Consider the following 12831-nt stretch of genomic DNA (forward strand, 5'->3'; position numbering starts at 1 on the left):
GCCACCGGATCGAGCGACCACCTGTCGAGCTGAGGAGCGGGACGTGTCGTACGACGTCGAGAAGCCGGACGAGCAGTGGCGGGAAGAGCTGACCCCCGCCGAGTACGCGGTGCTGCGCCAGGCCGGCACCGAACCCGCCTTCGTGGGTGAGTACACCGACACCAAGACGGCGGGCGTCTACTCCTGCCGGGCCTGCGGGGCGGAGCTGTTCCGCTCCGACACCAAGTTCGCGTCGCACTGCGGCTGGCCGTCCTTCTACGACCCGAAGGACACCGACGCGGTCGAGCTGGTCGAGGACCGCGCCCACGGCATGGTCCGCACCGAGGTGCGCTGCTCACGCTGCGGCTCGCACCTGGGCCACGTCTTCGAGGGCGAGGGCTACCCGACCCCCACGGACCAGCGCTACTGCATCAACTCGATCTCGCTGACCCTGGCGCCGGACGAGAGCTGACGCTGCCGGACGGCGCCGCCCGGAGCCCGAGCCCCGCTGTCCGGGGCCGGGAGCTCCGGGCGGCGCCGTCCGGTCCGGGGTGTCTCAGCTCTCGATGATCGAGAAGCCGATGACCACCCCTGCGGTCACCGTGACCCTGCCGGGCGTGAGGTCTCCCTCGCCGTTGCCCCCCGCGCTCGCGCCGTGCGAGCGGTAGCTGTTCTGCAGCTGCTCGGAGTCCACGTCCTTGATGTGGACGACCGCACCGAGCCCGACCCCGGCGGCCTCCGCGTAGAGCGCCGCCTTCTCACGAGCGGCGGCCACGGCGGCCCGGCGCGCCTCGGCACGGAGCTCCTTCTTCGTCCGCACGTCGAACTCGACGCCGCCGACCTCGTTCGCCCCGGCCTCCACGACGTCGACCAGTACGGCTTCCAGCGTGTCCAGAGCACGCAGCTCGATCACGAACGACGCCGTGCACTCGTAGCCGGCGAACTTGCGCTCGCCGCCGTAGACGTAGGAGGACTCCAGGTTCAGCCGGGACGTGGACACGTGCCGGTCCGGCACGCCGTGGCCACGAAGGACCTCCCGGACCTGGTTGACGCCGCGCCGGGTGACCTCGAACGCCTCGCCGGCCTGCTGCCGGATCTCCTTGATCGCTACCCGGAGTCGCGCCACATCAGGGGCGGCGTCGATGCTCGCCGCGCCGAAGACGGATATGCCCCAGGGAGTCTCTACGGACTGGTCGATTCTCATGCGGCTCATCCAAGCAGCAGAGGGACCTCACGCACGGGCTTTCACGGACAGTGGATCACTGCTCGTCGTCCCCGCCGTCGGACGCCTCCGAACGCAGCAGCGGGTGGATCACGCCGGGGAAGACCCGGGCCAGCACGACCTCCTCGGCCGACCCGCCCCGGACGACGGTCTCGGCGACGCCCCAGGGCCGCCCGGCCAGGTGGATGGTCAGGGTGTACGAGGAGGAGCAGCCGGTGCACTCGTAGCGGTCGGCCCAGGTCTCGACCTCGGTGGTGGAGCCCGGGTAGCGCTTCACGTGCCGGTGGCGGGCGTGGCAGTGGTCGCAGGTCTCGCCCGGCTCGCAGGTCCCGCCGCACGGGCACGGGACGTCGAAGCTGTCGGCGGGCTTCCAGCGCTGCACGAGGACGGCCTCGCGGGTCGCGCCCATGTCCTTCATGGCCTTGAGGTTGCGGGCGGCGACGTTGTACGACTCGCCGGTGGCGGCCATCCGGTCGCGGATGACGTCCTTGCGTCCACGGTTGGTCGTCATGTTGCTCCTCCTGGGTTCACGCAGCCCGCCAGGAGGCCCATGAGTCGATCAGTCCGTACCTCTTTACGTTACCCGCCCGGCACCGGCGCACGGACCGGGCGGGCGTCCGTTCGCCCGGGCGGACATCTCGGGACAGGTGATGCGCGTGCGGGCGATATGGGGTCTTCTGGGCTACATGCCCTCCACGAACGAGCTCGACTACGCGGACAGGTCCGACTTCGACGACGCCGACCGGGGCTTCCTCGCCGCCCTCTCCCCGGCGGTGATCCGGACGGAGGACGGCCGGGTGATCTGGGACGGGGAGGCCTACGCCTTCCTGGACGAGGACTGCCCGCCCAGCGCGCACCCGAGCCTGTGGCGGCAGAGCCGGCTGTGCGCCAAGCAGGGCCTGTACGAGGTGACGGCGGGCATCTACCAGGTCCGCAACCTCGACCTTTCGAACATGACGCTGGTCGAGGGCGACACCGGTGTCATCGTCATCGACCCGCTGATCTCCGCGGAGACCGCGGCCGCCGCCCTCGCGCTCTACCGCGAGCACCGCGGCGACCGCCCGGTCACGGGACTGATCTACACCCACTCCCACGGCGACCACTTCGGCGGCTCCCGCGGGGTGCTGCCGCACGGCCACGCCCCCGTACCGGTGATCGCCCCCGCCGGGTTCCTGGAACACGCCGTGGCGGAGAACGTGTACGCGGGCGGCGCGATGACCCGCCGCGCGGTCTACATGTACGGCGCCGAGCTGAGGAAGGGCCCCACCGGGCAGATCGGCGCCGGGCTCGGCATGACGACGTCCACGGGCACGATCACCCTCGTCCCGCCGACGCTGGACATCACCCGCACCGGCCAGGAGGAGACCGTCGACGGGGTGCGGATCGTCTTCCAGATGACGCCGGACACCGAGGCGCCCTCGGAGATGAACTTCTTCTTCCCCGACCGGCGCGCCCTGTGCATGGCGGAGAACGCGACGCACAACATGCACAACATCCTGACCCTGCGCGGGGCCGTGGTCCGCGACACCCGCATCTGGGCGCACTACCTGGACGAGGCGATCGCCCTGTTCGGCGAAGAGTCCGAGGTCGCGTTCGCCTCGCACCACTGGCCCACCTGGGGCCGGGACCGCATCGTCGACCACCTGGCGGGCCAGCGCGACATGTGGGCGTACCTCCATGACCAGACCCTGCGCATGATCAACCAGGGGCTGACCGGACCGGAGATCGCCGAGCGGATCGAGCTTCCGCCGGCGATCGCGAACCGGTGGGCGAACCGCGGCTACTACGGGTCCGTCAGCCACAACGCCAAGGCCGTCTACCAGCGCTACATGGGCTGGTTCGACGGCAACCCGGCCCACCTGTGGGAGCACCCGCCGGTCGAGCAGGCCAAGCGGTTCGCCGCCGACTACGGCGGTGTCCCGGCGCTGGTCGCCAAGGGCGAGGGGTACGCGGCCTCGGGGGATCTGCGGTTCGCCGCGACGCTGCTGGGACACGCGGTCTTCGCGGCGCCCGGCGACTCGCTCGCCAAGCAGGCGCTGGCGTCGGTGTACGAGAAACTGGGCTTCGGCGCGGAGAACGCCACCTGGCGCAACTTCTACCTGATGGGCGCCCAGGAACTGCGCGGCAGCATCGCGCACACCTCGCTGGAGACGACCAACCCCGAGATGGCGATGGCCCTGACCGTCGACATGCTCATCGACTCGCTCGCCGTCCGCCTCGACGGCCCCCGGGCGTGGGACGAGAAGCTCACCATGACCTGGAACGTCACCGACGAGGGCCGCGCCTGGCACCTCCTGCTGTCCAACGGGGCCCTCACCCACCGCAGCACCGACGCCGAGCCCGGGGCGGACGGGCCCGTACCGGCCGCCGACCTCACCTTGACCCTGACCAAACCGCAACTGCTCGGGGTCCTCGCGGGCAACGGACTCGACGGCGTGGGCGTCCAGGGCGACCCGCGGGTCTTCGCGACGCTGACGGGCCTGCTCGACACCCCCGACCCCGACTTCCCCATCGTCACGCCCTGACCCGTCCGTTGCGGGGCAGGAGGTTGGTGACGCTCGGCGAGGCGTCTCGGGCTTTGAAACAGGCGTTATGGATTCTGTCATCCAAAACGTGCTAGGTTCGCCTCATGGCCAGGCCACGCACGTTCGACGAGAGCGCAGTGCTTGACGCCGCGGCGCGTGAGTTCCGCGTGCACGGCTTCGCCGAGACCTCGACCGAGCAGCTCTGCGAGGCGGCGGGCGTGCGCCGCAGCAGTCTGTACAACGCGTTCACCTCCAAGGACGAGTTGTTTGTGCGGGCTCTGCAGCGCTACGTCGCGACGACCGGAGCGCGCCAATCGATGATCCTCGCCGACGAGGAACTGACGGGCGCGGAGAGGTTGCGCACCCTCGTCGACGTCGTAGTGGACGAGGAGCTGCAGGCGGCGAACCGCGGCCACGCGGCCGGCTGCATGGTCGTACAGAGCCTCATGAACCCCGACCTGCGCGAGCGGGACGAGCGCGTGGCCCGGATCCTCGACCGCGACCTACGCGCGAGGCTCTCCCTTCTGTCCGGAGCGATCCGGGCCGGCCAGGCCGACGGGTCGATTGCCGGGGGCGTAAATCCCGATGACGGGGCGGTGCTCACCAGTACCGTCATCTCGGGCCTGCGCGTGACCGCACAGACCGGCGTCGACGTCGGTACGCTCCGCCGGATCGCCCTGGCTGGATTGAGCTCCCTTCTGCGCTGACAGCGCCGCTGCCCGGCGGCGCTTCTTCATGCCCGCATTTTGGATAACAGAGTACAGAAAGGCTCTCTCGTGAACACAGCGACAGCTCCAGCCGTGAAGAAGGCCGTCCCGCCCGCGGTGTACGTCCTCGCCGCCGGGGTGTTCGCGATGGTGACCAGCGAGTTCACCGTCGCAGGCCTCATGCCCCAGCTCGCGGAAGGCCTCGGTACCGGGATCCCGCAGATCGGCTACCTCGTGACGATCTTCGCCGTCGCAATGGCCGTCGGAGGCCCACTGCTCACCTATGCCCTGCTCAAGGTTCCGCCGAAGAGCGCGCTCATGGCCATCTTCGCGGTCTTCCTCGTCGGCAACGTCATCGCAGCGCTCGCGACCGGGTATCCGATGATGGTCCTCGCCCGGATCATCAGCGGGGCCGCCGCGCAGGCGTTCTTCGGTATCGCGGTCTCGATGGGCGTCCAATTGGTCGACGAGCGGGTGCGTGGACGCGCGGTCGCTGTCGTCATGAACGGGCTGATGCTCGGGACTCTGCTCGGCCTGCCGCTCGCGATCTTCGTCGGTGGCCGGTTCGGCTGGCAGACCGCGTTCTGGACGATCTCAGCGATCACCCTGGTCGCCGCCATCCTGACGCTGGCCTTCGTGTCGAACCCCGCCGCACCGGCCGGCGGCGGTGTTGAGCCTGCCGCATCGACCCGTTCGGATGTGGCTGTGCTGCGAAAGCCCCAGTTCTTGCTCGCCCTCGCCTCCAGCACGCTCATCATCGGAGCGACGTTCTCGGTATTCAGCTTCCTCACCCCGATCCTCACCGAAGTCACCGGCTTCTCGGACAGCCTCGTGCCCGTTCTCGTGCTCGTCTACGGAGCGGCGACCCTGGTGGGGAATCTCGTCGTCGGCCGCCTGGCCGACAAGCACACGATCTCCACGCTCCTGTTCGGCACCGCGCTGAACGCCCTCTTCCTCACCGGCTTCGCGCTCTTCACCGACATTCCGTCACTGGCGCTGGTGTTCATGCTCGGCATCGGCCTGGTCGGCGTCACCATGAACCCCGCCATGGCTGTCCGCATCCAGCGTGCAGGAAGCACCGCACCACTGGTGAACACGATCCACGGCTCGTTCATCACCCTCGGCGTCATCATCGGGTCGGCCGTCGGCTCCGCGCTCATTCCGCTGCACGGCTTGCGAGCACCGGTCGTCCTCGGGGTCGGCCTGGCAGTCCTGGCAATCGCCGCCATCCTGCCCGCCCTGGCCAGCCCGTACTTGCGACGCGGTGCACCCGATGACGCGTCAGAAGCGGAATCGGACCGGTCCGTCCTGTCTGCCTTGACCTCAGACATCTGAAGACGCTACGCGCACACGATCCGGACCTCGTTCTCCTGGACGGCAGGCTCGCGGCGTTCCCAGCCCGAGCCAAGGTCTGGTTCGCCGCCCATGGCATCACCCACATCCACCGTGTGGTCACCGACAACGGTGCGTGCTACCGCTCCGGAGACTTCGCCCGGATCGTGGGCAAGCAGTCCCGGCATCGGAGGACCAAGCCCCACACACCTCGACACAACGGCAAGGTGGAGCGCCATCTGCGGATCCTGGCCGAAGAACTGCTCTACGCCCGCGACTTCATCAGCGAGGATGGGCGCTCAGCTGCAATCACGGTCTGGACCATCCACTGCAACTCCCACCGACCACACTCGGGCGCGGGCGGACATACACCAGCATCCGGCTGCGGGAAGACGTCACCAACGTCCGCCCCTCATACACCTAGACCTCGCCGTCCTGGGCCAGCTCCTGCCAGCGAATGCCGCGCAGCGCGAGGTCCGCGTCCTCGCCCGACGGGACGTCCAAGCCGGTCTGGAACCAGACCACCGTGAGAGTGGAACGCTGCAGCCCCGAGTCCAGCTCGGGGGCGACCGGTGTCGAGCGGAAGAAGCCGATGCAGGCGACGGAAGGCAGCACCTCGACGGGACCGAAGCCGCCGGGAGCCTCGTCCGGGTACTCGCGAGGCGGCGGAACCAGATGGACCGGCGTGGACGGAAACGCGTGTTCAGCCTGCTGCTGGAGGCTGCTGACCTTCATGTCATTGAGGAGCTTGCACGGGTAGCCCTCCAGGAAGCCTCCGTAGGTCGAAGACATCCGCAGCTCGGTGAGCTCGATGGAACGGCCTGATGAGAGGGCTATGTGGCTGAGCGTCATGCGGGCACCCTAGCCGCGCGCTTCACGTCCGATACACGGCCTGGCCCTTCAGGGGGCGGCTCAGTCCTGGGAGGCGTACGCGAGGAAGTGGCTCCAGGTGGTCGGTGTCAGGGCGAGCTGTGGGCTCTCATCGAGCTTGGAGTCTCGGACGTGGACGGTGGAGGGGCAGGTGGCGACCTCGACGCAGGAGTCGCCTTCGGCGCTGCTGTAGCTCGACTTGTGCCACTCCAGGCCGACCTCGACGCAGGAGTCGCCGTCGCCGCCGCTGTAGCTGCTCTTGAACCAGGCCAGGGGTGTGGTGCTCATCTCGCTCCTCGCATCCGCCGCATCAGGCTCTGGGAGTCGTCCACCGAGAGAGCCTGTGAACGCATCCTGGCACACCGCATCTGGACGACGCTGACCACTTTGGGGGCGGAGACGACCTGCCCGTACATCTGCCCTTCCACGTAGCCGAACCACTGGTGCTCCGGCATCTCCAGCAGTTGCATGGGCCCGTCGATGGCCACGTGGTGGTGCCGTACCAAAGGCATGATCTGGACCTCCACATTGCGCAGCTCGGACAGACGGAGGATGTGGCCTAGCAGCTCCCTCGTAACCTCTTCGCCGCCCAACCCGCCGAGGACGACGACGCCTTCGCCGACACCGGTGTCCTGCTGCGCCTGGCCGAGGAGGTCGACGGACTGCGCGGTCCCGACTTCGACCGCAAGGTGACCGAGGGCTTCTACCTGCCTGGGCCCGCCGTGTCCCGTCGGCTTCGAGACCAGTGGGGTCACCGGCACGCCCACCGTGGTCTTCGACGGCCGCCCCGTCACCGTCACCAACCCCCTGGGTTACGCGGTGACGACCCCCGAGGCGTTCCTCGCCGAGCTGAACCTGGACTGACGGCGCCCGCCGGGTTCTCCCGGGGCCCGCACACGGCTTCCCGCGTTTGCCGCGTTCTTCCGTGGGACAGGACTGTCCTGCGTCATGTGTGTGACGTCCGGCCGCAGCCATACCCAGGGCGGATATGGGTGAGTGAGCCGCTGCTTCGCGCGGCTCCGGTGCCTCGCTGGTTCACCGGTCCATCCCTGGAGAGGATCCCCGTATGAGCAGGCGATACAGAACGCGCATAGGGTTCAGCGCGGCTGTTGCGATGCTGATGGCGTCGCTCGCGTTACCGCAGGCGTCCGCGCAGGCAGCAGACTCAGGGAGCCGCTGTTCCGGGGGTTACGTGGCCCTGACCTTCGACGACGGCCCGACGGACCGCACGACCGCGTACCTGAAGGCGCTGCGGGACGCCGGACGGGTCAGGGCGACGTTCTTCGTGACCGGCACACTGGCCGACGGGCAGCGGGCCGGGACGCGGCGGATCGTCGCCGAGGGCCATCAGGTCGGGAACCACTCCTACACCCACCCCGATCTCGTACAGCTCGACGCGGCCACCGCGTTCGCCGAACTCCGCGACACCAGCCGTGTCGTCCGGACCCAGACGGGCCGTGCGCCCACGCTGTTCCGGCCGCCCTTCGGGAGCACCGACGCACGGACCCGGCGGGACGCGGCCCGCCTGGGGATGACGGAGGTGATCTGGACGGCCGACACCGTCGACTGGAGCGGTATCCCCACCGAGACGATCGTGGCGAACGCGCTCACCGTGAAGCCGGGCGGCATCATCCTGATGCACGACGGTCTGCCGACGACCCTCGCCGCCATCCCGAAGATCGTCCAGGGGCTCGCCGAGCGGGGCTTGTGCCCGGGGCGGATCGTGTACTCACCCACACCGGTCGAGGCGTGGCCGGGCCTGACCTTCCACGCCAAGGCAGCGCCCTGGCGCTGACGTCCGGGCGCCGACGAGACGCCGACCGGGGGCGGGCGCTGTGCGCTCCACGAGCCGTCCGGGGCTCAGCCCCGGGCGGCGTAGGCGAGGAAGTGGCTCCAGGTGGTCGGTGTCAGGGCGAGCTGCGGGCTCGCGTCGAGCTTGGAGTCGCGGACGTGGACGGTGGAGGGGCAGGTAGCGACCTCGACGCAGTCGCCCGAGGATCCGCTGCTGTAGCTCGACTTGTGCCACTCCAGGGCGACCTCGACGCATTCGTCACCGGATCCGCTGCTGTAGCTGCTTTTGAACCAGGCCAGGGGTGTGGTGCTCATCTCGCTCCTCGCATCCGCCGCATCAGGCTCTGGGAGTCGTCCAACGAGAGAGCCTGTGAACGCATACTGGCACACCGCATCTGGAGCGCGCTGATCACTTTGGGGGCGGAGACGAACTGCCCGTGTTCCTGCCCTTCCTGATAGCCGTACCACTGGTGATCAGGGGTCTCCAGCAGTCGCATCGGCCCATGCAGCCCCGCATGGTGATGGCGTACGAGCGGCATGATCTGGACATCCACATTGCGTAGCTCGGACAGGTCGAGGATGTGGTCGAGCAGTTCCCTGGTGACTTCCTCGCCGCCCAAGTCCCGGAGGAGTAGATGCTCTTCGAGGATGAAGCTGAACGCGGTGTTCGGTCGCTCGCGCAGCAGTTGCTGACGATCCAGCCGAGCCGCGAGCTGGGCCTCGACCTGCTCGTCGGCGAGCGGCGGCAACTGGTCGGTGAACAAGGTCCGCGCGTACGTGGCCGTCTGCAACAGCCCCGGAATCAACCGGCACTCGTACGTGTACAGACTCAGCGCCGACAGCTCCAACTCCGCCCACTGCCGGAACCAGCTCGCCAGCCCCTTCCGCCGCGTCAGATGCTTTGCCGCGGCCAGAATCACGCCGAACGCGTCGAGCAGACTGTCCGCGCGCTCCGCGACGTCCGGAGGCGGGAGCCAGCGGCCCTGCTCGATGGAGGCGACGGTCTCGGGGGAGTACCCGACGAATGGCGCGAACTGTTCCTGTGTCAGCCGTGCCCGCCTGCGGAAGGTCTTGACCACCTCTCCGAACATCCTGAGGATGTACTGCGGCTCGGGTTCCCCGCCGCTGCGGCCACCGCCTCCGTTGCCGAACGTCCCGTACGTCGGGCTGTCGATGCTGTCCGTGCCGTCCGTCATGTACGGCCACCTCCCCGTGCGCCTGTCCTGGTTCGCGACCCGTCCATGCTCACGGAACGTGACCCGTACCGTCTACCCTTCGCGCCCGTACGCTGACTCAGCGTACGGGTTGCTGACCTGGTGGGGAGCGGTCGCGGCCCGGAATCTGGAGGCATGGAAGCGCCTACGACGACCCAACCTCCCGTAACCGTACGTGTGTTCAAGCGTCAATTCGACGCGGATCCACGCGGTGCCCGGCTCGCCCGCCGCGTCGGGCTCCACAAGCTGCACACCTGGGGCATCCCCTACCTGAGTGACGCCTCGGAGTCGGCGGCCCTGATCATCGGTGAGCTGACGGCCAACGCGGCGACCCACGGCCGCGTCCCCGGCCGCGACTTCGAACTGCGCCTGTCCTATCTCCCCGGGGACCCGCAGGTGCCCGGCCTGCTGCGGATCGAGGTGTCCGACACCCGGGGCGAGTGCCGGCCCCCGGGCCCCGGCGAGGTCGCCGCGCCGGAGGACGGCTCCGACATCGGGCGCGGGCTGCTGATCGTGGACGCCCTGGCCGACCGCTGGGCCGTTCTCGACCGCAACCCGGGCAAGACGGTCCGGGTGGAGCTGGACCTGCTGTACTGACCCCCGCCCGGGTTCAGCGCTGGATGCGAACGGATACCCGGACCGTGCCGGTCGTGCTTGCTCCACCCCCGATGGCACCGGCCACGGCCGCTGCGGTCTCGTGGCCGGTCAGGGAGAGGACGACCACCGCGACGACGGAGGTGAACCCCGTCAGGGCCGTGAGCCGGCCGAGAAGTCGTACGCGGCGCTGATTGGAGGCGGTGGAGGCGGTGGAGACGGTGGTGCGTGCGGTCATGGGATTCTTCTCCTCGTCATGGGCAACGGGCCTGATCCGAGTGGACCGCTCACGGTCCGGTCATGACCGATTCCCGGAAGTCCGGGGCGGCTTCCCGGACACCGCTGGACGTCGCTGGACACGCCTGGACCGCCTCGTGGACCATGGAGGCCGGCAGCGGAGGTGCAGGGGGAGCACATGGAGACGTGGCGTCAGTTCCGGTCCGATCTAGCGGAGTTGCTGGCGGCGGGAGGAGTCACCCGTCGCCAGATGCTGGAGGCCGCCGAATCCTCCGCGGCCGGGTCCCGCCGCGGTGCCGTCCCGGATTTCGCGGCGATCAAACGTTCCACTCTCTACGGCTATCTCAAGGAGAGCGACGACCCGGTCGGCAACGGCGACTGGCATGTCATCGAGAACGTCCTGCGATGCGTCGCCTCGCTGGCCGAGGCCAATGGGCAGCCCCTCGACATCGACCACCGGTCCTGGGAACGGGACTGGCAACGGCTGGTGGACCAGCGGCACACGAGGCGGTCGCCAGGTGAACCGCACAGCTGGATCGGCAGTTGGGACGGAGCCGCCGACGCCGTCCTCGCCCACTCCTCGGCACCGGAGTTCGCGGTCTGGCCGCAGGGTCGGAGCCGACTCGACCTGCTGTCCCGCGCGGTTGCCGCCCTCAGCTCCGCGTACGAGCCCCACCTGGCGAAGGCAGCCGCTCAACGGCTGGTCGACGCCGCAGGGGCGGAGTTGGGAGCGGCCGATCCGAAGACCCTGGCCGCCCGGCACGCGCTCGCCTTCTGGACGGGGGAGACCGGAGACGCAACGCGCGCGCTGGAACTCACCGAGCGTCTGCTGTCCGACTGCCGGGAACACCTGGGCTCCGCACACATCCTCACCCGCCTGGCCGCGCTCCGCGAGGCCCTGTGGAACTGCTATGCGGGCCACTGGCACGAGGCCAACCGGCGCTACATCGCGGTGGTGAGCGGCGAGGCCGGCCACCCGGACCGGGACCCCCGCATCTGGCTCCTCGCACGCTGGGGCATGGCGCGCACCGGAGGCCGTACGGGCAACTGGCGCCACGCGGAGGGTGAACTCGCGGACCTCCTGCCCTCGGTCGTGGAGACCTTCGGTGCGGACCACCCGGCGACCTTCAGCGCGGAAGCCGCCCATGCTTGGGCCGCCGGTCGGTCCGGACGCCCGGCGGAGGCCTGCTCCCTGCTGGAGAACCTGGCCACCAGGGCCGAAACCGCTCTGGGACCCAACCACCCCATCAGCCTGCGCATCCGCACGGCGTCGGCGCACTGGACCCACGCGGTCGGCTCGACGGCCGAGGCCCTGCGGATGGCGGCGTCCGCTCGCGAGGCGTGCGATTCGCTGTTGGGGACGGCGCACCCCATCAGCATCCAGGCGGCCGAGGCGGAGTCGCTCTGCCTCCTGGAGACCGATGCGGAGGCGGGCCGCGCCGGCCTTGCGGACGTGCTGTCCCGCATGCGGCAGCGTCTCGGTCCCGACCATCCCCAGACGCTCCAGGCGGCATCGAACCTCGCTGCCGCCCGTGCCACCGCCGACGGTTCTGGCGTCGACCCGGGAGAGTTCGAGAACATCTCCGAGCGCATGGGCGACGCCCTCGGAGAGGGGCACCCGAACACCCTTCGCACCCGGGCCAATGTCGCCATCGCCGTCCTGAACAGCCGTGGCCCCGTCGCGGCGCTGCCCCTCTTCCGCAAGACCTGCTCCGCGTTCCGGAAGGTGCTGGGCGACGACCACCCCGAAACCGTCACGAGCAGGGACCTCCTGGCAGAGGTCGAGGAGCAGGTCCGGGAGAGCGAGGACGTGCCCCGGGTCCAGCCTGGCCGGCCCTGTCATTCGGGTGGTCCGTCGTACTACACCGGTTTCCACGACGGAGGCGGCCAGTCGAGCGATCGCGCCGTCAAGTGCGGTGTCGATCCGGTCGTATGGACCCCCACCCGGACCGGCCCCGGAGACCGGGCCGAGGCGGAGCCGGATGACAACCGGAGTACGCCCCGGGTCCGTCAGAACGGGTTCGACATCCTGGCGGCCGTGGCGTCGCTGCCCGTGAGTACGTGGAGCTACCGGGGCGAGGAGAACGTCCGGCACCTCGGTCCCATGGCGCAGGACTGGTACGCGGCCTTCGGTCTGGGCCCGGACGACCGGTCGATCCACATGATCGACGCGAACGGCGTGGCGATCGTCGCGATGCAGGCGCTGCACCGCATGGTGCAGAACCTCCAGCGGGAGGTGGAGAGCCTGCGCGGCGGTCCCGACGCCGCCGAGACGTCGAAGACCCCGGAGGACGACAGACGTATGCCTTGAGGGCCGGATGGCGTTGCGGCACCCCGGCGACCGCCCGTCACGCCATCAC

Annotated in this window: 14 protein-coding genes and 2 pseudogenes; 8 read left to right on the top strand and 8 right to left on the bottom strand. The window is 69.5% G+C overall.

Going from position 1 to position 12831, the window contains the following annotated elements; genetic code table 11:
* Positions 1-43 precede the first annotated feature (43 nt).
* Positions 44-451, top strand: coding sequence for a peptide-methionine (R)-S-oxide reductase MsrB (msrB, locus tag OG245_RS31105; protein ID WP_371626666.1), 408 nt, complete (start codon positions 44-46; stop codon positions 449-451).
* Positions 452-535: 84 nt separating this feature from the next.
* Here msrB and OG245_RS31110 read toward each other — a convergent pair whose 3' ends face one another.
* Both OG245_RS31110 and OG245_RS31115 read right to left on the bottom strand, forming a co-directional pair.
* Entirely contained in the window at positions 536-1183 is a 648-nt protein-coding gene (locus tag OG245_RS31110) for an SIMPL domain-containing protein (protein ID WP_371628035.1), read from the bottom strand.
* Positions 1184-1238: 55 nt separating this feature from the next.
* Positions 1239-1712, bottom strand: a complete 474-nt coding sequence (locus tag OG245_RS31115; protein ID WP_371626667.1) for a hypothetical protein — start codon at positions 1710-1712, stop codon at positions 1239-1241.
* A 175-nt stretch (positions 1713-1887) separates the two neighbouring features.
* On the opposite strand from OG245_RS31115, the gene OG245_RS31120 reads away from it, so the two are divergent.
* From OG245_RS31120 to OG245_RS31135, 4 genes and pseudogenes are all read left to right on the top strand, one after another.
* Positions 1888-3726 carry an alkyl/aryl-sulfatase gene (locus tag OG245_RS31120; protein ID WP_371626668.1) on the top strand — a complete coding sequence of 613 codons (1839 nt, stop codon included), beginning with the start codon at positions 1888-1890 and terminating at the stop codon, positions 3724-3726.
* Between the two features lie 104 nt (positions 3727-3830).
* Entirely contained in the window at positions 3831-4433 is a 603-nt protein-coding gene (locus tag OG245_RS31125) for a TetR/AcrR family transcriptional regulator (protein WP_371626669.1), read from the top strand.
* Between the two features lie 93 nt (positions 4434-4526).
* Positions 4527-5768 (top strand): MFS transporter, encoded by a 1242-nt coding sequence (locus OG245_RS31130; protein ID WP_371626670.1) that lies wholly within the window; start codon positions 4527-4529, stop codon positions 5766-5768.
* Between the two features lie 56 nt (positions 5769-5824).
* Positions 5825-6189, top strand: a pseudogene (locus OG245_RS31135) (integrase core domain-containing protein); the annotation flags it as partial.
* Here the strand turns inward: OG245_RS31135 and OG245_RS31140 are convergent.
* The 3 genes and pseudogenes from OG245_RS31140 to OG245_RS31150 form a co-directional block, all read right to left on the bottom strand.
* Positions 6186-6617 carry a hypothetical protein gene (locus OG245_RS31140; RefSeq protein ID WP_371626671.1) on the bottom strand — a complete coding sequence of 144 codons (432 nt, stop codon included), beginning with the start codon at positions 6615-6617 and terminating at the stop codon, positions 6186-6188. The pseudogene OG245_RS31135 and the gene OG245_RS31140 sit on opposite strands and share 4 nt — an antisense overlap.
* 60 nt (positions 6618-6677) lie before the next feature.
* Positions 6678-6923, bottom strand: coding sequence for a DUF397 domain-containing protein (locus tag OG245_RS31145; protein ID WP_371626672.1), 246 nt, complete (start codon positions 6921-6923; stop codon positions 6678-6680).
* Positions 6920-7237, bottom strand: a pseudogene (locus OG245_RS31150) (Scr1 family TA system antitoxin-like transcriptional regulator); the annotation flags it as partial. The pseudogene OG245_RS31150 and the gene OG245_RS31145, both read right to left, overlap by 4 nt.
* A gap of 590 nt (positions 7238-7827) precedes the next feature.
* Between OG245_RS31150 and OG245_RS31155 the strand changes: the two are divergent.
* On the top strand, positions 7828-8430 hold the full coding sequence (locus tag OG245_RS31155; protein WP_371626673.1) for a polysaccharide deacetylase family protein: 603 nt from the start codon (positions 7828-7830) through the stop codon (positions 8428-8430).
* Between the two features lie 65 nt (positions 8431-8495).
* On the opposite strand, the gene OG245_RS31160 is transcribed toward OG245_RS31155, so the two are convergent.
* Both OG245_RS31160 and OG245_RS31165 read right to left on the bottom strand, forming a co-directional pair.
* On the bottom strand, positions 8496-8741 hold the full coding sequence (locus OG245_RS31160; RefSeq protein WP_371626674.1) for a DUF397 domain-containing protein: 246 nt from the start codon (positions 8739-8741) through the stop codon (positions 8496-8498).
* Positions 8738-9622, bottom strand: a complete 885-nt coding sequence (locus OG245_RS31165) for a Scr1 family TA system antitoxin-like transcriptional regulator (protein ID WP_371626675.1) — start codon at positions 9620-9622, stop codon at positions 8738-8740. Before OG245_RS31165 ends, OG245_RS31160 begins: the two co-directional genes overlap by 4 nt.
* Before the next feature lie 153 nt (positions 9623-9775).
* On the opposite strand from OG245_RS31165, the gene OG245_RS31170 reads away from it, so the two are divergent.
* Positions 9776-10237, top strand: a complete 462-nt coding sequence (locus OG245_RS31170; protein ID WP_371626676.1) for an ATP-binding protein — start codon at positions 9776-9778, stop codon at positions 10235-10237.
* A 13-nt stretch (positions 10238-10250) separates the two neighbouring features.
* Here the strand turns inward: OG245_RS31170 and OG245_RS31175 are convergent, their stop codons facing one another.
* Positions 10251-10472, bottom strand: a complete 222-nt coding sequence (locus tag OG245_RS31175; RefSeq protein WP_371626677.1) for a hypothetical protein — start codon at positions 10470-10472, stop codon at positions 10251-10253.
* A gap of 177 nt (positions 10473-10649) precedes the next feature.
* Between OG245_RS31175 and OG245_RS31180 the strand changes: the two genes are divergently transcribed.
* Positions 10650-12782 (top strand): tetratricopeptide repeat protein, encoded by a 2133-nt coding sequence (locus OG245_RS31180; protein WP_371626678.1) that lies wholly within the window; start codon positions 10650-10652, stop codon positions 12780-12782.
* The last annotated feature ends 49 nt before the right edge of the window (positions 12783-12831 follow it).

This window comes from Streptomyces sp. NBC_01116 (assembly GCF_041435495.1).
GTDB lineage: Bacteria > Actinomycetota > Actinomycetes > Streptomycetales > Streptomycetaceae > Streptomyces.